Annotated in this window: 20 protein-coding genes; 9 read left to right on the top strand and 11 right to left on the bottom strand. The window is 64.9% G+C overall.

From position 1 onward, the window contains the following. The first annotated feature begins 19 nt into the window (after positions 1 to 19). The 4 genes from ABGA94_RS21245 (at position 20) to ABGA94_RS21230 (ending at position 2,679) form a co-directional block, all read left to right on the top strand. The gene (locus ABGA94_RS21245) at positions 20 to 595 is read left to right on the top strand and encodes a TetR/AcrR family transcriptional regulator (RefSeq protein WP_005417331.1); all 576 of its coding nucleotides are present in this window, start codon (positions 20 to 22) and stop codon (positions 593 to 595) included. A gap of 53 nt (positions 596 to 648) precedes the next feature. Further along, positions 649 to 1,032 carry a nuclear transport factor 2 family protein gene (locus tag ABGA94_RS21240; RefSeq protein ID WP_065186177.1) on the top strand — a complete coding sequence of 128 codons (384 nt, stop codon included), beginning with the start codon at positions 649 to 651 and terminating at the stop codon, positions 1,030 to 1,032. 153 nt (positions 1,033 to 1,185) lie between these two features. Continuing rightward, positions 1,186 to 1,965 carry a hypothetical protein gene (locus ABGA94_RS21235; RefSeq protein ID WP_065186176.1) on the top strand — a complete coding sequence of 260 codons (780 nt, stop codon included), beginning with the start codon at positions 1,186 to 1,188 and terminating at the stop codon, positions 1,963 to 1,965. 195 nt (positions 1,966 to 2,160) lie between these two features. Beyond that, the gene (locus ABGA94_RS21230; RefSeq protein WP_134955317.1) at positions 2,161 to 2,679 is read left to right on the top strand and encodes a hypothetical protein; all 519 of its coding nucleotides are present in this window, start codon (positions 2,161 to 2,163) and stop codon (positions 2,677 to 2,679) included. 46 nt (positions 2,680 to 2,725) lie between these two features. Here ABGA94_RS21230 and ABGA94_RS21225 read toward each other — a convergent pair whose 3' ends face one another. The 8 genes from ABGA94_RS21225 to hutI all read right to left on the bottom strand — a co-directional run bounded on the left by ABGA94_RS21225 (position 2,726) and on the right by hutI (position 14,451). Next, positions 2,726 to 4,837 (bottom strand): TonB-dependent receptor family protein, encoded by a 2,112-nt coding sequence (locus ABGA94_RS21225; RefSeq protein ID WP_375368045.1) that lies wholly within the window; start codon positions 4,835 to 4,837, stop codon positions 2,726 to 2,728. A gap of 192 nt (positions 4,838 to 5,029) precedes the next feature. Then, a complete protein-coding gene (locus tag ABGA94_RS21220) occupies positions 5,030 to 6,409 on the bottom strand; it encodes a serine hydrolase (RefSeq protein WP_134955319.1) in 1,380 nt (459 codons plus the stop codon). Between the two features lie 184 nt (positions 6,410 to 6,593). Next, positions 6,594 to 7,394 carry a hypothetical protein gene (locus ABGA94_RS21215; protein ID WP_329915624.1) on the bottom strand — a complete coding sequence of 267 codons (801 nt, stop codon included), beginning with the start codon at positions 7,392 to 7,394 and terminating at the stop codon, positions 6,594 to 6,596. Next, the gene (locus tag ABGA94_RS21210) at positions 7,387 to 9,072 is read right to left on the bottom strand and encodes a hypothetical protein (RefSeq protein ID WP_134955320.1); all 1,686 of its coding nucleotides are present in this window, start codon (positions 9,070 to 9,072) and stop codon (positions 7,387 to 7,389) included. The genes ABGA94_RS21215 and ABGA94_RS21210 overlap by 8 nt, the downstream gene beginning before the upstream one ends. Positions 9,073 to 9,174: 102 nt before the next feature. Next, the gene (hutU, locus tag ABGA94_RS21205; RefSeq protein ID WP_134955321.1) at positions 9,175 to 10,842 is read right to left on the bottom strand and encodes a urocanate hydratase; all 1,668 of its coding nucleotides are present in this window, start codon (positions 10,840 to 10,842) and stop codon (positions 9,175 to 9,177) included. Next, entirely contained in the window at positions 10,839 to 11,693 is an 855-nt protein-coding gene (gene hutG, locus ABGA94_RS21200; RefSeq protein WP_375368043.1) for an N-formylglutamate deformylase, read from the bottom strand. Before hutG ends, hutU begins: the two co-directional genes overlap by 4 nt. Next, complete coding sequence (gene hutH / locus ABGA94_RS21195) at positions 11,690 to 13,231, bottom strand: histidine ammonia-lyase (protein WP_095377189.1); 1,542 nt, start codon at positions 13,229 to 13,231, stop codon at positions 11,690 to 11,692. The genes hutG and hutH overlap by 4 nt, the downstream gene beginning before the upstream one ends. Then, positions 13,228 to 14,451, bottom strand: a complete 1,224-nt coding sequence (gene hutI / locus ABGA94_RS21190) for an imidazolonepropionase (protein WP_375368042.1) — start codon at positions 14,449 to 14,451, stop codon at positions 13,228 to 13,230. Before hutI ends, hutH begins: the two co-directional genes overlap by 4 nt. Positions 14,452 to 14,518: 67 nt before the next feature. Here hutI and ABGA94_RS21185 point away from each other — a divergent pair, with 67 nt between their 5' ends. The 4 genes from ABGA94_RS21185 (at position 14,519) to ABGA94_RS21170 (ending at position 17,323) form a co-directional block, all read left to right on the top strand. After that, positions 14,519 to 15,889, top strand: coding sequence for a formimidoylglutamate deiminase (locus ABGA94_RS21185; protein WP_375368041.1), 1,371 nt, complete (start codon positions 14,519 to 14,521; stop codon positions 15,887 to 15,889). A 27-nt stretch (positions 15,890 to 15,916) separates the two neighbouring features. After that, entirely contained in the window at positions 15,917 to 16,645 is a 729-nt protein-coding gene (hutC, locus tag ABGA94_RS21180) for a histidine utilization repressor (RefSeq protein WP_375368039.1), read from the top strand. Positions 16,646 to 16,739: 94 nt separating this feature from the next. After that, complete coding sequence (locus tag ABGA94_RS21175) at positions 16,740 to 16,922, top strand: type II toxin-antitoxin system HicA family toxin (RefSeq protein ID WP_375368038.1); 183 nt, start codon at positions 16,740 to 16,742, stop codon at positions 16,920 to 16,922. Positions 16,923 to 16,930: 8 nt separating this feature from the next. Then, a complete protein-coding gene (locus ABGA94_RS21170) occupies positions 16,931 to 17,323 on the top strand; it encodes a type II toxin-antitoxin system HicB family antitoxin (RefSeq protein WP_005417308.1) in 393 nt (130 codons plus the stop codon). Between the two features lie 165 nt (positions 17,324 to 17,488). Here the strand turns inward: ABGA94_RS21170 and ABGA94_RS21165 are convergent, their stop codons facing one another. From ABGA94_RS21165 to ABGA94_RS21155, 3 genes are all read right to left on the bottom strand, one after another. Further along, positions 17,489 to 18,487: a restriction endonuclease gene (locus tag ABGA94_RS21165; RefSeq protein WP_375368037.1), complete on the bottom strand. Its 999-nt coding sequence runs from the start codon at positions 18,485 to 18,487 to the stop codon at positions 17,489 to 17,491. A gap of 236 nt (positions 18,488 to 18,723) precedes the next feature. Then, a complete protein-coding gene (locus ABGA94_RS21160; protein ID WP_005417304.1) occupies positions 18,724 to 19,215 on the bottom strand; it encodes a phasin family protein in 492 nt (163 codons plus the stop codon). 81 nt (positions 19,216 to 19,296) lie between these two features. Beyond that, positions 19,297 to 19,572: a polyhydroxyalkanoic acid system family protein gene (locus tag ABGA94_RS21155; RefSeq protein WP_005417302.1), complete on the bottom strand. Its 276-nt coding sequence runs from the start codon at positions 19,570 to 19,572 to the stop codon at positions 19,297 to 19,299. A gap of 125 nt (positions 19,573 to 19,697) precedes the next feature. Here ABGA94_RS21155 and ABGA94_RS21150 point away from each other — a divergent pair, with 125 nt between their 5' ends. Then, entirely contained in the window at positions 19,698 to 20,504 is an 807-nt protein-coding gene (locus ABGA94_RS21150; protein WP_032954286.1) for an FHA domain-containing protein, read from the top strand. The last annotated feature ends 31 nt before the right edge of the window (positions 20,505 to 20,535 follow it).

The following is a 20,535-nucleotide window of genomic DNA, read 5'->3' as shown; positions in this document are numbered from 1 at the left end:
TCTTAGCAAGGAGACCGCCGTGAGCCCGCGACCGTCCGATGCCCCACAGCGCGTGATCGATGCCGCGGCGCAGATGCTGGCGCGGGTGGGCCTCAATGCCACCAGCATCCGCGAAGTGACCAAGCTGGCCGAGGCGCCATTGGGCTCCACCTACCATCACTTTCCCGGCGGCAAGCAGGAGCTGCTGGCGCGCGCCACCCACATGGCCGGCGACAAGGTGGAGGCGCTGCTGGTGGAGCTGTTGAAGGATGGGGCGGTACAGGGCCTGCAGCAGTTCCTTGCGATGTGGCGCGAGCGTCTGCTGCGCTCCGGGTTCCGCGCTGGCTGCCCGGTGCTGGCCGCTGCCGTGGAGGAGCCGGTGGAGGCGACACCCAGCCAACCCCGCGCGGCGGCCGCCGAGGTGTTCGCACGCTGGCACGGCCACCTCGCCTCGGCATTCGTCGCCGAAGGACACGCCCCGCCAGCAGCGGCTGAGCTGGCCAGCCTGGTGATCGCCAGCGTGGAGGGGGCGGTGGCGATGTGCCGTGCGCTGCAGGACATCGCCCCGTTCGATCAGGTGGCCGCGCAGCTGCTGAAGGCGGCCACGCGGCCTTGATCGGCCGGTGCCGACAGGCCAGACTCGCCAGCAGCCCACGACTGGATGCCGCCATGGACGAATTGCACCATCGTCAGTTGATCGAGCACTACCTGCAGGCCTACAACCGCTTCGATATCGACGCCATGCTGGCGGTGCTGGCGCACAACGTACGCTTCGAGAACCACAGCGGCGGCCAGCTGACGATGGTCACCGAAGGCGTCGATGCCTTTGGCGAACTGGCACGCCAGTCTGCGCGCCTGTTCCGGGAGCGCGAACAGCGCTTGCTGGCGCTGGTGTTCGATGGCGACCAGGCGACGGCGACGATTGGCTGGCGCGGCGTGTTCGCGCAGGATGTTCCCGATGGACCGCGTGCGGGCACTGAGCTGGAACTGCAGGGCCAGAGCGAGTTCGTGTTCGCGGGTGGCCGCATCGAACGGATCATTGATCGCAGCTGAGGATCGGCCGCTTGGAACCGCCGTCTGGACAGCGGAGCTGCCGGCGGTAGAATCCGCCCAACACCGCCTACGCGTGCCCGGCAAGGATGTCCGCATGCAGCATCAGGTTCCCGAGGTCCCTGGCCGCGATGCCTCCCGCCCCCTGGCGGCGGCATGAAGCGCTCGCGCCATTTTTCACGCAGCCCACTGACATTGCCGATGAACCGCGGCAGCGAAGTCGTGCGTGCGCGCAGGCACTTGCAGCAGCGCGGTTGGCCACGCCTGCAGATGGCACTGATCGTCGCCCTGACCGGTGCGGCCGGTTTCCTTGCCTCGCACCTGCTGCGCCTGGCCGGTATCGACGCGATGTGGTTTCGCTACCCAATGGCCGTAGTGCTGGCCTACGGCGTGTTCCTGCTGCTGATGTGGATCTGGATCCGCTGGCGTTGGGACAACGTGCTGGATGGCCTGTCGCCGGATGTGGGCGGTGGCAGCCCATCCCCTCGCGGCAGTGCCGTGGAATCACCGTGGAGCGGCGCCGGCGGCCGTTCCGGCGGTGGCGGTGCGTCGGCCTCGTGGAACGAGCCGGCATCGGTGAGCAGTGGCGACGCCGGAGAGCTGCCGTTGGCCGGGCTCGCTGAAGACGAAGCGGGCTTGCCGTTGCTGGCCATCCTCGGCATCGTCGCGCTGGTGGCGACCGTCCTGCTGGCCAGCGTGTGGGTGGTGTGGTCGGCGCCGGTGCTGATGGCCGAACTGCTGGTGGACGCGGCGATCGCCGGCGGCCTGTACCGGCGCATGCAGGGCATGCACGAGCAGGGATGGTGGCGGGTATGCGTGTCGCACACGGTCTGGCCGCTGATCGGCCTGTTGCTGTTCTTCGCGGTGCTGGGCTGGCTTGCTCAGGAACTCGTGCCGGGTGCGAGCCACCTGCTGCAGGTCATCCAGGGGCTGTAATGCGGTTGCTTCCTTCGTATGGCCCGGTCCCGACCTGTTTTCAGCCGCCCTGAACAGTGGGCTATGATCGCGGTCGCCGAGGATTCGTGTCCTGGCGGTTTCACCTATCCGGAGCTTGTCGTACTGCATCGGGAACCGGGGCGCTGGATGGCCGAACGCCCACTGAGACACACAACCACTGACGAGGAAGAGCGCATGGATGTCGCTGCACGCAGGAACAGGACGTTGTTTCGTTGGATCATGGTGACGCTGCTGGCGGTGTTGTTGCCGTTTGCAGCACTGGCGCAGCCGGCAGCCGGGCAGGGCGATGGCGCTGAAGCCGGCACTGCCGCGGAAGAGGCGCAATGCCGCGCCTGCGCCTATGAGCGCATTGGACCGAAGGTTGATATCGGCCTGGTGGCACTGGTGTCGCTGCTGGTGGTGGGTCTGCTGGTAGCGGTGTCCCGCGAGTGGGGAACCACCTCGCAGCGCTGGACCTGCCGCACGCTGTCCCTGTTGCTGGTGGGCATCGGCGCAGCGTTGCTGTGGTGGGCCGGCAGCATCCTCTACCTGGGTTACAACCCTTGGCAGGAGCAGCTCGCACCCAGCGACGGCTCGCTTGGTTCCACGCTGCTGAGTACGTCGCCGAAGTGGCTGGCGGCACTGGTGCTGATCGGCTTCGCGCCTTCCATCTGGAAGCGCAGCGAGCGCCTGCCGTCCTGGCGTATCGGCTGACCCTGGAACGACGGCGCCGGATCACACCCGGCGCCGCCTGCGGCAATCACTCAAAGCGCCAGCGCACGCCTGCATAGAGGCCACGACCTTCGCCCGGGGTCGAGCGCGCAACATCCTTGCCGGCATCGTCGTAGCCCGGTGTGACCGTGGCGGCATAGTGGCGGTTGCCGATGTTGCGCATCTCCGCCCAGGCCTGCCAGCGACCGCCGGGGGCGTCGTAGCCGATGCGGCTGCCGAAGATCACATGGCTGTCGGCCCAGTAGCTGTTGGCATAGTCCACCGCGATGCGCGAGGCGTATTCGGTGTTCAGTGCCGCGTACAGGCCGGATGCATGATCGAAGCGCAGCTCGGCCTGGTAGGCGTGGCGCGGCAGGCCGGGCAGGCGGTTGCCGCCGAAGCGCGCATCGTGGCGGTAGCGGAAGTCGCTGAAGGTATACGCCTGGCGCAGCGACAGGCGGCCCGGTGCAGCCTGCCACAGCGTGCTGTCCAATCCGGCCTCGATACCGCGGTGCACGGTGGGGCTGGCATTGTTCTCGGCGATGAACAGGTTCGGCAGCGGTTGCAGTTCGACGCTCAGCAGTTCGTGGTTCACGTGGGCGTAGTAGCCGGTCAGTTCCCAGCGGCCCAGCGCCGCGTCACCGCGCGCGCCCAGTTCCAGCGTGGTGGCGGTCTGGTTCTGCATCGGCACCGGCGCGCGCTGGCGGCCGGTAGACGGGCCATTGCCCGGCCCGAAGTACTGGTTCGAGCCCCAGATCATCGACCACGGATGCGGTGCCTCCACTGAACGACTGAGGTTGCCGAACCACTGGGTCTGCGCGCTGTGCTGCCAGGTAAAGCCCAGTCGCGGTGCGTAGTCCCAGTCGTGGTCACGCAGGCGGCCGCCGCTGCTTGGCCAGGTCACCTGCACATCGCGACGGGTGTTGATCAGTGCCAGCCCGGTCTGCATGCGCAGGCGGTCATTGAAGGCGAGGGTATTGCCGACGTGCAGTGTGCTGTCGGTGCCGTGGTGGCGGAAGTCACGCGTGCGCGTGCCGGCAGCGTAGCCGTTGCTGGCAAAGCGCAGCGACTCGCGCACATCGGCATCCAGGTCATGGGTGACGCGCAGGCCGACCGTGGTCTCGCTGTCCAGCCCGAACAGCCGGTGGCGGTGGCGGTAGTCCAGTGTGGCGTTGAGGTTGGCGTAGTCCAGCTGCTGGCGGTACAGGCTCTCGTTCAAGTCCATCGGGTAGGTGTGGTAGACCAGCCCGGCCTGCAGCGACGAATCCTCATCGATCTGCAGCGTGGTGACATTGCCCACCCAGGTGCTGCCCGGCTGCGGGCGGCGCGCATCGATGGCCAGGTTGGCCGCATTCGCGGCATGTGGATCGTTGCGGATCTGGTCGCGGGTCAAGCGACCGGGCGTTTCGTGATTGGTTTCGCGGTAGCGCACGAAGAAGCGCGTCTGCAGATCGGGCGTGATCTGCCAGCCGATGTTGGCCATCGCGCCCTTGCCGTCGCCGTGCGCATGGCGCTGGTAACCGTCGAACTCGGTATCGGTGTAGGCCAGGAAGTAGTCGACATCGCCGTTGACGCCGCCCCAGCTGAGGCCGCGCTTCTGGTAGCCACGGCTGCCGGCTTCGTAGTGCAGCTGCACGCCCGCCGAATCACGGCCGCTGCGGCTGACGTAGTCGATGGCACCGCCCAGCGCCAGCGCGCCGCGCTCGAAACCATTGGCGCCCCGCAGCACTTCCACGCGTGAAAGCCACAGCGGTTCGAGCAGCTCGTAGGGCGTGCCGCCCGGTCCGGTCAGCGGCAGCCCGTCGATCGAAACTGCAATACCAGACGCATGCGCACCCGGGCCACGGTTGATGCCCGAACCGCGGATCGAGATCTTGGTGCCCTCATTGCCCGGCGACTGCGCACTGATGCCCGGCTGGTAGGCCAGCACATCCGCGCTGGAGGACAGGCGGCTATCGGCCTTGGCCACGTCGATGACGTTGCTGGCGCCGGGGATGCGCTTCAGCGCTTCGCGCGCTTGGGCGCTGGCATCGGCAGCAGCGGAGACCTGCACAGCATCCAGCGTGGTGGCCTGCGGGACTGCAGCGGCAGTGGAGGCGAGGCCAAGGGAAACGGCCAGAGACAGCAGCGAGGGGATGGGGCGGTACGACGAGAGCGACATGCGGGAATGCTGTAAACCACGAAAGTGGCGCGAAAGTTAACAGGTCGACGGCGCCACGTCACCCATCGGCGGCGTATGGCCGCCCGCCGCGTTCCTGTAGAGCCGAGCCCGCGCTCGGCTAATCGCGCAGCGCGGGTTCTCTGCGATCGCCATGAAGAGCAGCCGAGCATGGGCTCGGCTCTACAGCAGGGTTTATGGCGAGGGTTTCGTCAGCGTCTTCGACTTTGCGTAGAACTGATCAGCTGCTTCCTTCTCGCCCAATGCCGCATGACACTCGGCCAGGCTGTCCCACACATTGGCCGAATCCGGATACAGCTCGGTGTTGAGGGCGAATACCTTCAACGCCCTGCGTGCACCAAGGCTCTCGCGGATGGCATAGCCACTGGCGTTGATCGCACGTTCCAGCTCGCTGCCGGTCACCCGGTTGTCATCGCGCAACCAGCTGCGCATCGCCTGGGAAGCGCCTGCATCATCGTCCAGCGCATACGCGATCAGCCGCTCGGACAGTACCGCATGCGGAAACTCCTGCGGCGCGGCGACCGCCATCGTGCTCTCCACCAGCGTACTCGACCAGACATTGCGGGCGCTGCCGTTGGTCAGGTACACGAACACCCAGTAGCCGTCGGCCAGCGTGTCCTTGTACGCCAGCCGCGCACGTACACGGGTGCCGCCATCATGGCCCACCTGGGTGTAGCCGTCGCTGCGGGTGGTGTCCCATCCGGTGGAGAAGAAATTGCTGCCGCCACCGCTCAGTTTCTGCGGCTGCCAGAGCTTTTCCAGGGTCTCCGTACGCACCAGCGTGCCGGTCGCCAGCGCCTGCAGGAAGCGGTTCATGTCGCCCACGGTGGTCTGCAGATCGGCATGGCCCCAGCCGTAGTCCGGCCAGGGATCTTCATTGGCAGGCTGCAGTTGGCCATCCTTGCCGATGTACGGCACCGCCGCGCGCCGGACCGGCACGCTGGCAACGCCCCACGAGGTGCTGGCCATCTTCAATGGCTGCAGGATGCGTTCGCGCGCGATGGCCGGGTAGGGCTTGCGGTAGTGCGCTTCCAGCAACGCCGTCAGCACCAGGTAGTTGGCCTGGGTGTACTGCACGCGGCTGCCGGTGGCGAACTGCATCGGTGCAGCGCCGGCCACCTTCAGCGCAGTGCCAAGGTCAGGTGCTACACCGGGGTAGCCCTTGCTCACCCAGCGGTTATCCACCCGGTTGTAGTACTCGCCGATACCCGAGCTGTGGTTGAGGAAATCACGCACGTGGATCGCCTGCCATGCAATCGGCAGGTCCGGAACATAACGGCTGGCCGGCGCGTCAAGATCCACCTTGCCCTGGTCCACCAGTTGCATCACCAGCGTGCTTGTCAGCAATTTAGCCATGGACTGCGCGGCGAAGATGGAATCGACGGCGGCAGGTGTGTGCGTAGCGCGATCACGTTCGCCGCTGGCGCCCTGGTACAGCACCTGGCCGTTGTGTGCGACCAGCACCGCCTGGCCGGCAATGCCGTAACGTTCACGGTTGGTCTGCAGCTGGGGGTCAGAGTGCAAACTCAAATTCCCATGAGCTGCTTCTGCCATGTCCAATGGGAAGCACAGGGCAACTAGGAGGATTCCATGAACTATCTTCACTTCGAAGTTCTTCCGTATGGGGTGGTGCAGTTTCGAAGTGGGGCCATAATTCGCTGTGTGATATCAGATGGGTGTTAAATTAGTGACTATCCTGATGGTGTTAGATTCTTGAGATCGGGTGTGTGCTAATCGATCAACCCGTGGCTTGGGCTGAGATTTCCCCATAAAGCACGCCTGCGTCTGAGGCGATTTTTGTTCGAGTCCAGAATACATTCTGTAGGGTGGTAAAGAAATCTTGGTCAATACTTGAGTTGTCGAATTTTAGGAGGCCCTTGGATTTGAGTCGGCTCACTATCGCTCTCCACATAAAAGAATTGTATGCTCTGACAAGGTTCTGGCAGATTCCGCAGATCTCATCAAACGCATCATAACTCGGCGAAACCATGACGCCGCTGGCTTGCCTAAGGCCAAGCTCCATAACATTCTTTCCGCCTAGGCGGCCGAACGAATGCACAGCGGCGTGGCGAAGGATGCATACTTTATGGAATTCGCTCAATGCATTCTTCACGGATTCTGAGTCATTTACATCTATGCCGGTGAGCTTTTTGGTCTCCGATGCTATTGTGGTTGAATTTGAAAAAACTGAACTGTCCACTAGTGATCGTGCAATCGATCGCGGAGAGTAGTAACGGGCGCTGGCAAAATTTACGTCAAATTTTGAGCATAGAGAGTGGGATTCTGGGCAGGATCGAAGTGTGTCTGAAAGGATGATCCTAAAATAGTTCTCAGTCAGTGATACGAGGCCAAGTAATGCAAGGCGAATAATTTCTCTATCTTTATAATTGGTCGCCGTGAATTTTATTAGCTCCTTTAGATTGTCTTCAAAGAAGTCTATTCCGGAGATATCGACCTCATCTTCAACCTCAATGCATCGGCTTACATCTAAATTTTGATGCTGTTCGCTCTCATTTGGCGTTCCGTACGGATCAGACACCTACATATTCCTCCGCAATATTTCGAATTCTGGCGCTCCATATTTTTCCGATGCGTGGAACCTTTAGAAGGGTCTGTGCTTCGTCCAGAATGATGTCTTGAATATAACGAATCTTAGTGGTCTTGATGATTCCGTCTATCTTCTTTCGCGGTATTGGAAGGATTTCTATTGGCTTCTTGAGGAGCTCCTCGTAGAGTGAGGCCTCGGTCAATCTGGAGCCGCAATTCATGCAGAACTTTTGCTCTGCAGCTGCTCGCTCCGTGCCGCAGGTGGCACAGGGAGGCAGGTCAAGTGACAAGTCGTTTACTACATCTTTCAACAAGCGAGAGGGGGAGATCTTGCAATACTCGTGAGCGTCAAAATTTGAAAGTGATCGAGTCAGCTCGGCTGTTGTGAAATTTTGTCCCAGTCCAAGGCCGCCGCCAGAGAAGATTACGGCGGAGTGCAGTTGGTAGCGCTGATAAACGCCAATCTTTCCTCTTGAGTGACTCTTGATTCTTCGTGCGAGTCCCGCGTACTCATAGAACTGAAGAATCTTCTCAAGATTTGCATTGAGTGGTTCCTTGATTCCAACGATCTGAGTGCGCTTCTCTGCTGGCTTTCCTCGATTGTAATCATTGGCTATTGAGATAAGTTCGCTCTTGACGCGCTCCCCTGCAGTTACAAATCTCTTGTAACGAGGGAGTCGATCTGCCAATGCAAGGAAGACGCCATCTACATATGAGGCGTATCCCTCGATTGCGCTGAGGACTCGGCGGCGAGTTATGCTCTTTGCTGTGCTTGCATCACCGATCACATCGGATAGCATGTTAAGGAAGCCGCGTGGTTGCCCGAACGCAGCGAGGGCAATTACATTTATATATTCCTCAAAGCTTGAGCCGAGCCGTACTATTATGGCGTCCCCTAGACGCTTCCTCACAATTTCCTGCATCAGAGGAAGGTAATACTCTTCTGAAGGGTCGTACCAAGCTTCTATGATTTCCGCTTCATGACCAACATTGAAGCTGTGAGAGAAAGATGTGATGCCGGGGTAGATTGCGGCCTTGCCGGCTACCTTGCGTGAACGCAGCTGGCGGAATATTTCGAAGAATTCTCGCTGCTGCTCTAATGAGAACGCGTGAGCCGCGTCGTCCATAAGAAGGACACACCTGGATCGACCGATTCGCAGGATGGTTGCCTCAAGGAATTCAATCATCTCGGACGGAGATGTCTCAATTTCCAGGGACTCAGGCACCACCCCACGCTCCAGATCCCGGATTGCCGATTTTGCAGCGTTGGCTTTGTAGGAAACTTCTTCGTTCGCAGGGACCTTCAGCTCACGTAGTGTTTCGCTAACTCCGACTAAGATCTTGAGAAGCACCCATTGTCGAAAAAGGCGGAGTGCATTCGCTTGAGTGTGGAAAAGGGGCTCAAGAGCTAGCGAGTGGGAATAATTGATGTAGACAGGCAGTGCGTGTTCGGATTCAAGGGTCTCATAATACGCAAGTTTCATTAGGGTCGACTTGCCGGAGCCTCTGGGGCCGAGGAGGAGCTTAACTCCAGGACCCTTCAGCTTTTCAATTACACCCCTATCGAGATCAGTGAGGGCAGTCCATTGGTGAAGTTCATGTCTAGAAAGGCGCTCAGCGCGCTCTTCGAAAACATTCTGCTCAATCAAATCCTGGTTGGTGAAATTCAATTTGCTACCCAGTTATATTGAAGGCGTGCACAGATGTGCGCTTATTTCAAAGAAGACCGAACGATATATCTCTTCACGCGCCTTGTCATCTCTGTGACGCGATCAGCCCAGGATCCCCGGCAGATCCAGTCCCTTTTCCTTCGCGCAGTCGATCGCGATGTCATACCCCGCATCGGCATGGCGCATCACGCCGGTGGCCGGGTCGTTCCACAGCACGCGGCCAATCCGCTTGGCGGCCGCCTCGGTGCCGTCGCAGACGATCACCATGCCGGCGTGCTGCGAAAAGCCCATGCCGACGCCGCCACCGTGGTGCAGCGACACCCAGGTTGCGCCACTGGCGGTGTTGAGCAGGGCGTTCAGCAGCGGCCAGTCGGAGACCGCGTCGGAGCCGTCGGCCATCGCTTCGGTTTCGCGGTTCGGCGAAGCGACGCTGCCGCTGTCCAGGTGGTCACGTCCGATCACCACCGGCGCCTTCAGTTCGCCGTTGGCGACCATCTCGTTGAACGCCAGGCCGAGTCGATCGCGATCACCCAGGCCGACCCAGCAGATGCGCGCCGGCAGGCCCTGGAACTTGATCTTCTCGGCGGCCATGTCCAGCCAGCGGTGCAGGTGGGGATTGTCCGGAATCAGTTCCTTCACCTTGGCATCGGTCTTGGCGATGTCTTCCGGGTCGCCACTCAGTGCCGCCCAGCGGAACGGGCCGATGCCGCGGCAGAACAGCGGGCGGATGTAGGCCGGCACGAAGCCGGGGAAGTCGAACGCGTTCTCCACGCCTTCTTCCAGCGCCATCTGCCGCAGGTTGTTGCCGTAGTCCACGGTCGGCACGCCGAGTGCGTGGAAGCCGAGCATGGCGCGGATATGGTTGGCCATCGACGCGCGCGCTGCTTTCTCCACTTCCTTCGGCGCGGACACGCGCTTTTCGTCCCATTGCTCGACGGTCCAGCCCTGCGGCAGGTAGCCGTTCACCGGGTCGTGCGCGGAGGTCTGGTCGGTCAGCAGGTCCGGCTTCACGCCGCGCTTGAGCAGTTCGGCCAGCACGTCGGCGACGTTGCCGAGCAGGCCCACCGACTTCGGCGTGCCGGTCTTGCAGGCTTCATCGATCAGGCGCAGCGCTTCGTCCAGGTCGTCGGTCCAGGTGTCCAGGTAGCCGGTGCGCAGGCGCATGTCGATGCTGCTCTTGCGGCACTCGACGGCCAGGCAGGAGGCGCCGGCCATCACGGCGGCCAGCGGCTGTGCGCCGCCCATGCCGCCGAGGCCACCGGTGAACAGCCACTTCCCGGTCAGGTCGCCACCGAAATGCTGGCGCCCCATCTCCACGAAGGTCTCGTAGGTGCCCTGCACGATGCCCTGCGCGCCGATGTAGATCCAGCTGCCGGCGGTCATCTGGCCGTACATGGCCAGGCCCTTCCTATCCAGCTCGTTGAAGTGGTCCCAGTTGGCCCAGCGCGGTACCAGGTTGGAATTGGCGATCAGCACGCGCGGCGCATCGGCGTGGGTGCGGAACACGCCCACCGGCTTGCCCGACTGCACCAGCAGGGTCTGGTCGTCGTCCAGGCGCTTGAGCGTTTCGACGATGGCATCGAAGCTCTCCCAGTCGCGTGCGGCGCGGCCGATGCCGCCGTACACCACCAGTTCCTGCGGGCGCTCGGCCACATCGGGGTGCAGGTTGTTCATCAGCATGCGCAGCGGCGCTTCGGTCAGCCAGCTCTTGGCGTTCAGCGTGGTGCCGGTCGGCGCGGCGATGGTGCGGGACGGGTCGTTGCGGGTCATGCGGCGCTCCGGTTCGTAGCGAATTCAAGGCAGGCATTGAGCACCTGCGCCAGGGTGTGGCGCAGCGGTGCGGCGTGGGCGGGGTCGAGCGGGGTGGGCCAGCTGTGTTCGTCCACCTGATCCGGCAGGGGTTCGTGCATGTAGCCGCGGCAGGCCAGCTCCATCTGCAGGCTGTGCACACCGCCGGCGATGTTGCTGTAGTGGCGGGTGATCCAGCCACCCTTGAAACGGCCGTTGCGCACCTGGCTCATGCCACTGATCTTCAGCAGGTTCTCCACCACGTCGCTCAAGGCGTTGTCGCAGGACGTGTCAGGTGCGCCGGACGGGCCAGCGGTGCCCAGGTTGAACTGCGGCAGCTCCCCGTCGAACAGATGCGGGATGTGTGAGCGGATCGAATGTGCGTCGTACACCACCACCGTGCCGAACTTCGCGCGCAGGCGGGTGATCTGCGCGGTCAGCGCATCGTGGTAAGGCAGGAAATACGTGTCGCGGCGACGGGCGATTTCTGCGTCGTCCGGTTCGCGCCCGGCGTGGTACAGCGGCTGGTTGTCGAAGGTCGTCAGCGGGCACAGGCCGGTGGTGTTCTGGCCCGGGTACAGCGACACGCCGCTGGGATCGCGGTTGAGGTCGATCACCGAACGCGAGATTGCCGAGCGCACCGTGGTCGCGCCCATGCCACGCACGAAGTCGTACAGCTCGTGCACCCACCAGTCGGCGTCGCGGCGTGCCAGCCACGGCGAGTGGTAGTCGCCGATCAGGTCGTGCGGCAGCTCGCTGCCGGTATGCGGGAAGCTGACGATGAGGGGGGCGTCGCCCTCGTGCACCGTCAGCCATTCGGGAAGGGTCGTCATGCCTGCGGTTCCACGGTCGGCAACAGATCGCCCAGGCCCTGCGCCAGCGCACCGCTGCGCACCAGATTCGTGGCGGTCACCATGTCCGGATGGAAGTAGCGGTCTTCTTCCAGTGTCGGCACCTGCGCACGCAGGCTGGCGCGCACGCTTTCCAGCGCGGCACTGGAGCGCAGCGGGGCGTGGAAGTCGCAGCCCTGTGCTGCGGCCAGCAGTTCGATACCGATCACGTTGGCGGCATTCTCGGCCATCTGCATCAGGCGGCGCGCACCGTGCGCGGCCATCGACACGTGGTCTTCCTGGTTGGCCGAGGTCGGGATTGAATCAACGCTGGCCGGGTAGGCGCGCTGCTTGTTTTCCGAGACCAGTGCAGCCGCGGTCACCTGCGGAATCATGAAGCCGGAATTCAGGCCCGGGCGCGGGGTCAGGAACGCCGGCAGGCCGGACAGCGCCGGGTCGACCAGCATCGCCAGGCGGCGCTCGCTGATCGAGCCGATCTCGCACACCGCCATCGCCAGCATGTCGGCGGCGAAGGCGACCGGCTCGGCGTGGAAGTTGCCGCCGGACAGTGCTTCGCCGGTATCGGTGAACACCAGCGGATTGTCGGACACGCCATTGGCTTCGATTTCCAGCGTGGTCGCGGCCTGGCGCAGGATGTCCAGCGCCGCGCCCATCACCTGCGGCTGGCAGCGCAGGCAGTACGGATCCTGCACGCGCACGTCGTTGTCACGGTGCGATTCGCGGATCTCCGAGCCCTGCATCAGCGTGCGCAGCGTCGCGGCGGTGGCGATCTGCCCGCGCTGGCCGCGGATGGCGTGGATGCGCGGGTCGAACGGCGTGTCCGAGCCCTTGGCCGCTTCCACCGACAGCGCGCCGGTGACCAGTGCGGCCTGGAACACGGTCTCGATCTCGAACAGGCCGGCCAGCGCGTAGGCGGTGGAGAACTGCGTGCCATTGAGCAGCGCAAGGCCTTCCTTTGCGCCCAGCTCGATCGGCTGCAGGCCGGCACGTGCCAGGGCATCGACCGCCGGCAGGCGCTCGCCATCGATGAAGGCTTCGCCCACGCCCAGCATCACGCTGGCCAGGTGCGAGAGCGGCGCCAGATCGCCCGAGGCACCCACCGAGCCTTGTGCCGGCACCACGGGCAATACGCCCTTGACCAGCATCGCTTCGAGCAGCAGCAGGGTTTCCTCGCGAATGCCCGATGCGCCCTGCGCCAGGCTGACCAGCTTCAGCGCCATCATCAACCGCACCACGCTGGCCGGCATCGGCTCGCCCACGCCGGCGGCATGCGAGAGCACGATGTTCCGCTGCAGGGTGGCCAGGTCTTCGCGCTCGATGCGCACGCTGGCCAGCTTGCCGAAGCCGGTGTTGATGCCATACACCGGTGCGCCTTTGGCGACGATGGCGGCCACCGCCGCAGCACTGGCGCGCACCACCGGCAGTGCGACCGGGTCCAGCGACAGCGGCGCACCGCGATAGACCTGCCGCCACTGGGCGAGAGTGACATGGCCGGGGCGAAGAACCAGGGTGTTGCTCATGTGTTGCTCCAGGAGGCAGGCAGGTCGGGCTGGCCGCGCACCACGCGCGCGTGCAGCGGGTTGAATCCAATGCGATAGACCAGGTCGGCGGGCGCATCGATGTCCCAGATCGCCAGGTCGCAGTCCATGCCCACCGCCAGCCGGCCGATGCGCTCGCCGTGGCCCAGTGCGCGCGCCGCTTCACGGGTGAAGCCGGCGATGCACTCATCCACGGTCAGGCGGAACAGGGTGGCGCCCATGTTCATCGCCAGCAGCGGGCTGGTCAGCGGCGAAGTGCCCGGGTTGCTGTCGGTGGCCAGCGCCAGCGGCACGCCGGCCGCACGCAGCGCGGCGATCGGCGGCAGGGTGGTATCGCGGGTGAAATAGAAAGCACCGGGCAGCAGCACGGCGACGGTACCGGCAGCGGCCATCGCGGCGATGCCGGCGTCATCCAGATGTTCAATATGGTCGGCCGACAGTGCACCGAAGCTGGCCGCCAGTTCGGCGCCATGCTGGTTGCTCAGCTGCTCGGCGTGGATCTTCACCGCCAGCCCGTTGGCGCGTGCCGCTTCGAAGACCTGCCGCGCCTGCGCCGGCGAGAAGGCGATGTTCTCGCAGAACACGTCCACCGCTTCGGCCAGGCCTTCCGCGGCGATGGCCGGAATCATCACGTCGCACACCTCGTCGATGTACTCCTGTGCTTCGCGGCCCGGCGGAATTGCGTGCGCGCCGAGGAAGGTGGTCACCACGTTGACCCGGCATTCCTCGCCCAGCGCACGCGCCACCTGCAGCTGCTTGCGCTCGTCGGGCAGGGTGAGGCCGTAGCCGGACTTGATTTCGATCGTGGTCACGCCTTCGGCGCGCATCGCCAGCAGGCGCGGCCGGCTTTCGGCGGCCAGCTGTTCCGGGGTGGCAGCGCGGGTGGCGCGCACGGTGGAGACGATGCCGCCGCCGGCACGGGCGATCTCGGCATAGCTGACGCCCTGCAGGCGCTGCTCGAATTCGTTGGCGCGGTTGCCGGCGTAGACCAGGTGGGTGTGGCAGTCGATCAGGCCCGGCGAGATCCAGCGGCCTTCACCGTCGATGCGGGTGGTCGGCTGCAGGTGCGCATCGCTGCCGGCAGCGCCGACGTGGACGATGCGGCCCTCGGCGCAGGCCAGTACGCCATCGCGGATGACACCCAGGCCCTCGCCATCGAGGGTGATCAGGTGGACGTTGGACCAGAGGGTATCGACGTGCATGGCATCCACAACGCGGCTGTGCTTATATGTCTATACAATATAGGCGTCCATTTCGGGTTGTCCAGCCATGTCCGATTCGCGTTCCCTGCTCAGTTTCCATGCTACCCACGCCCTGCTGGCCGAGGGCTGGGCCCGCGATGTCCGCCTGCAGGTGCGGGACGGCCGCATCACGGCAATCAGCAAGGGGCAGGCCGCGCAGGGCGGTGACACCCGCGTCGGCATCCTGGTGCCGGGCCTGCCCAACCTGCACAGCCACGCCTTCCAGCGCGGCATGGCCGGCCTGACCGAGATCGGCGGCGGTGACGGCGACAGCTTCTGGAGCTGGCGCGAGCTGATGTACCGCTTCCTGGCCCATCTGCGCCCGGATGCGGTGCAGGCCATCGCCGCCGAGGCCTACATGGAAATGCTGGAAAGCGGCTTCACCCGCGTCGGCGAATTCCATTACCTGCACCACGACGCCGAGGGCCATGCCTATGCCAACCGCGCCGAGATGAGCGCGCGGATTGCCGCTGCGGCCGATCAGACCGGCATCGGCCTGACCCTGCTGCCGGTGTTCTACGCGCATGCCGATTTCGGTGGCGCGCCGCCGAATCCGGCGCAGCGCCGCCTGATCCACGACGTGGACGGTTTCGCGCAGCTGCTGGACGCCGCCAAGCCGGCATTGGCCGCGCTGCCCGATGCGGTGCTCGGCATTGCACCGCACAGCCTGCGTGCGGTCACCGGCGAGGAACTGAGTGCGTTGCTGCCGTTGACCGACGGCCCGGTGCACATCCATATCGCCGAGCAGGTGCGTGAAGTCGAGGCCTGCCTGGCCTGGAGCGGCCAGCGCCCGGTGCAGTGGCTGTACGACCATGCACCGGTCGATGCGCGCTGGTGCCTGGTGCATGCCACCCACATCACCGATGACGAGCGCGCGGCCATCGTGGCCAGCCAGGCGGTGGCCGGCCTGTGCCCGATCACCGAGGCCAACCTGGGCGACGGCCTGTTCCCGATGCAGGCGTTCGCGCGCGAGGGCGGTCGCTTCGGTGTCGGCTCCGATTCCAATGTGCTGATCGATGCCGCCGAAGAACTGCGCCTGCTCGAATACGGCCAGCGGCTGACCTTGCGCGGGCGCAATGTACTGGCGCCGGATGCCAGCCGCAGCACCGGTCGCTTCCTGTTTGAAGGCGCACTGCGCGGTGGAGCGCAGGCGCTGGGCGTGGCCGCTGGCCTGCAGGTCGGTGCCAGTGCCGACCTGGTCGAACTGGACGCCGCGCACCCGGCGCTGCAGGCGCGACAGGATGACGCATGGCTTGACAGCTGGGTGTTCGCCGCACGTAATGGCGCGCTGCGATCGGTCTGGCGGCATGGCCGCCAGTGCGTGGCCGAGGGCCGCCACCTGCAGCGCGAGGCGATCACCACCGCCTTCGCCGCCGCCCTGCGCGGCGTGCTGGGCTGATCGCCTCCGCCACCGGGATCCCATTACGTGAAGGCAAGCAAGTCCGCCACGCTCAACCAGCGTATCCGCAGCGATCTGGAAAGCCGCATCCTCAGCGGAGAGTGGGCGCCGGGCTTCCGTATTCCGTACGAGCACGAGCTGATGGAGCAATACGGCTGCTCGCGGATGACGGTGAACAAGGTGCTGACCGCACTGGCCGAGAGCGGCATGATCGAGCGCCGCCGTCGCGCCGGTTCATTCGTGGCGCGGCAGCCGCCGCACCTGGAACAGGTGGCGCTGGAGATTCCCGATATCGCGATGGAGGTCGGTTCGCGCGGCCATCAGTACGCGTACCGCCTGCTGCAGCGCGAGCTGCGCCTGGCCGACACCGGCAATGCCGGTGAAGTGGAGCTGGCCGGCAGCGAGAAGCTGTTGGCGATGCGCTGCCTGCACCTGGCCGATGGCCGTCCGCTGGCGCTGGAGCATCGCCTGATCAGTCCGGTCGGCGTGCCCGAGGTACTGGAAGTCGATTTCAGTACCACCGCGCCGGGCAGCTGGTTGCTGCAGAACGTGTCCTGGACGCGCGCGCAGCATCGCATCAGTGCCTGGGGTGCGGACACCGCCACGGCCAGGCTGCTGGACGTGAAACCGGGCACCGCCTGCCTGGTGATCGAGCGCCTGACCTGGCGGGGTGAACAGCCGATCACCCGCGTGCGCCAGGTGTTCCTGGGGGATGCCTGGGACCTGGTTGCGCGCTTCGCGCCGGGCGCTCGCTAGGGATTCCATCCACGCATGGCGCGGATCTACTGGTCCGGTACGGCTGTCGTCTTGAACTCTGTTGGTGCGTGTGTACGATGTGTATCGTCCTTGCATGAAGAGCAGGGACCTCATCCGGGATCTGGAGGCGGCAGGTTGGACCTGTTGCAGGATTCGCGGATCCCATCATGTATTCGTGCACCCGCAGTGGCCTCACGTCATCACCGTGCCTCACCCCAGAAAGGATCTGGGCGAGGGGCTGGTTCAGGCGTTGCGGAAGCTCGCAGGACTGACGTAGGAGGTCCCATGCGCTATCCAGTCTTGATTGAGGCCGGCGATGAACGCACCGCGTGGGGGGTCATCGTTCCCGATCTGCCGGGGTGCTTCTCGGCAGCCGACACGCTTGACGATGCACTCAGCGCGGCCGAGGAGTCTGCGCTTGCCTGGATCGATGCGGCGCTGGATGAGGGGCGCTCGATTCCCAGTCCTTCTGCGCCACAGAAGATCGTCGCCGAGGCTCCCAGTGGTACGGCCTGGATTCTTGCCTACATCTGCATTGATCCATCTCTGCTGGACGACACCATCGAACGGGTCAACATCAGCCTGCCGCGTCGCATCCTGGCCAGGCTGGATGCGCAGGCCAGGGCGGCCGGCGAGTCCCGCTCCAGTTACATCGCCCATCTCGCAGCATTGGGCTGAGCGGGCGCCTTGTAGAGCCCAGCCCATGCTCGGCTGCTGTTCGCGCGATGCGCGATGAGTCGAGCGTGGCTCGACTCTGCAAAGGCATCCACGCATGGCGTGGATCTACCAGAGATTCGTGTATCGGGATTCAGTAGATCCACGCCATGCGTGGATGTTGCCCCATCAATACGTAGCGCACTGCCGCCAGCGCACCGGCTCATCCACGCCGGGGCGGGGATTGAGCTGGATGCGCACGTTGCGCAGGGCAGGGTAGTGCAGCACTTCCTCACAGACCTGCGGCCAGACCTTTTCCAGTTCACCGGTGCGGTTGATCGCCAGCGTCTGCCGGGTCAGCCAGACACCGCTGGCGATGCCGGGCTTGCCGGCCAGGGCGCGGGCCAGATCGGCCTGGTAGCGATCCAGCGTGGCTGCATCCGGATTGGGGTTGCTGCGCGGGTCGGTCGCCGAGGCGACGGCAGCCTCGGCGGCGGCTACGGGTGCTGCCTCGTTCGGGGCAGGTACGGTCGCAGGCGTGGTTGAAGGCGTCGCCACCACCGGCGCTGCAGCAACCGGCGCGGCCTCTTCCACACGCAGGCCCTGCAGGCCCAGGCCAACCAGCAGCCCCAGCGTTGCCGAACCCAGTGCGGCGATGGCGATGCGGCGCAGCGCTTCGTGCCGGGCGCTGGCGCGCACGCGCGCTTCGATGTCGCCGGGCAGGTAAGGCTGCAGCAATGGCCACAGGCGTGGGCCGTCCAGCACTTCAACCGCCTGCTTCTCGGCGGCGCTGCGGCCGTCGCGCTCGATGCGGCCTTCGGTCAGCAGCACGCCGCCCTTGGCCCCGGCCAGGCGCGCGGCCGCACCCAGCTCGTTCACTGCGGCGGTGCCGATGCGGTAGGCCAGGCCATGCTTGCACGACACCAGCCAGTGGTTGGGGCCATCGCTGAGCATGAAATCGCTGCTTGGCTCGCGGGCTTCTTCCGCCGGATCGATCAGCTCACGCAGGCCGCGCTGTTCGCGCAGCATGCGCTTGACCAGAACGGAGAATTCGCGCCAATGCATGCCCGCCAGGGCCTGCAGGCCGAGTTGCATCTCCTTCTGCCGCCGCTTGACCCACCACAGATAGACAACGGCCAGGAAACAGCTAAGCAGGGCCGACAGCAGGGCCAGGATCCAGGGGAGCATGCAGGAGTAGGGCGGAAGGGGCGAAAGCGGAGAACGACAGTGTAAAGGTCGCGGTGCCTGGCCGGGTCAGGATGTTCCTGACAGAAAGCGTGATGGAGCGCGCAGATCGGCGTACAGCGGGCACGAAAAACCCGCCAATCCTGAAGCCGTGAGGGGAGGGAACAAACGGCAGCCGAAGCGATTGGCGGGTTGCTCGCGATTGTCAATCAATTTTTATTGCATTGCAACAATCGTGGTCAGGGCACGCTGTCCGGTGACTGATGGCTGCCCGGAGCAGGGGCATCGGTGCCGGACGCGGCGCGGTTTTCCAGCTTGGCCAGGCGCGCGTGCAGGGCATCAATGCGGGCCTCCAGTGCGGTCACTTCGTCGGCGGTGGGTACATGCAGGCGCTTGAGTACGCCCTGCACCTGGTCATCGAAGGCCTTCTCCACCTTGTTCCAAGTGCCGGAGGCCTTCTCGCGGGCCTCATCCAGCGAGGTCTCGACATTGTCACGCCAGCCCGGGCCCTGGTCGCCGTTGCGTTCACGGCGGCGGGCTTCCCAGGCTTCGCCTTCCTTCACCAGGCCATCGAAGAAGCGGCTGCCCTCGGCCTGGGCGCGACCCAGCGCACCCAACCCGGCCAGCCAGACCTGCTGGGCCGAATCGCTCAGCTTGCGCGAGAAGCGCTCGGCCTGGTCACTGAAAGAGGCATCGTCGTTGCGGCGGTCGTCGTTCTCGTAGTGGTTCATCGCACTTCCCGTGGGAGTTGGGCCTGCCCCCGAGAGTAGCGCGCACCGGCGTTGCACGGCCGTGACGGCCGCCGCCGGGGTTCAGCCCAGCTTTTCCTTCAGCACACGCTGGATCTCGCCTTCGACCATGCCCTTCATCGCCGACAGCAGGAAGCCCAGCTTGGCGGTTACGCGCACCGCGCCCGGCTGCAGTTCGATCGCACCGTCCACGCCGCTGCCGGAGAAGTTCAGTACGTCGGCGGTCCAGGACGACTTCAGGCCAAAGCGCTCGGACAGCTTGGCAGCGACCTGTTCGATCGCGGCGCGCGCCTGTGCATCGGGCAGGGCGTGGGCGTGGCGGACATCGATGGTGGACATGCAGGCTCCTGGCGCAGGGCGGGGATGGTCGAAGAGGGCAAGCATTGTGCGCATCAAGGGCCGCCGCGCCAAGCACTCATCGTGGGTTCTTCTTCGTTGGCGACCAACCTGCTAGGCTGCGCCGCGTGCAGAACCTGCTTGTTCACTTCAGTCAACAACAACAGCCCGACCAGCCCTTGCGGCCCGGGGTGCAGCGCATCGTGCGCCAGGCCAACGGCAGCGTGCGGCTCGGAGATCCTGGCCACGGCGCACTGCTGCTGGCCCAGTTCTGCATGGATGATCGCGGCCTCTGGCTGCAGGTCGGCAACGGCATCCGCGGCGTCCACGTCAACGGTCGCCCGGTACGCCGGATGGCCCTGCTGCGTGCAGGCGATGCGGTGTATGTGGATGGCGTGGAGATGGTCCTGCAGGGCGAGGTCGAAAGCCTGCTGCAGGCGCCTGCGCCGAAAGCCGAAGATGGCAGCGACGAGCAGCAGCGGCTGCTGCGCGGTGTCGGCGGTCTCCATCATGGCCGCAGCTTCACCCTGTCGCGGGCCCGCCTGATCGGGCGTGGCAACGAGGCCGACATCGCCATCGATGACCCGGCTTTTGCCGAGCAGCATGCCCGCGTGGAAGTGCACGGCGAACGCGTGCTGCTGCGCGATCTCGGCAGTGCCGACGGCACCCGCGTCAATGGCGTGGCCGTGCGCCATTGCTGGCTGCAGGCCGGCGACCAGGTGGTGTTCGATGGCCAGCACCGTTTCGTGCTGGAAGTGCCGCATGATCCGCGCCGACGGTCGTTGCCGGTCGAGGACGAGTCGGGCGAGGACGTGGAACAGGCGCCGGTGCTGCCGGCCGCGCCGCGCAGGGTGCGGCGCTGGCCGTGGCTGCTGGTCAGTGCGCTGCTGCTGGCCGCGCTGCTCAGCCTGCTGCTCTGGTTCGGCGCGCGCTGACGGTAGTGCCGGCCGCTGGCCGGCAACCGCC

This window comes from Stenotrophomonas sp. 3diitr2024 (genome assembly GCF_042136455.1).
Classification (GTDB): Bacteria; Pseudomonadota; Gammaproteobacteria; order Xanthomonadales; family Xanthomonadaceae; genus Stenotrophomonas; species Stenotrophomonas sepilia.
This window is presented reverse-complemented; position numbering and strand designations above follow the sequence as displayed.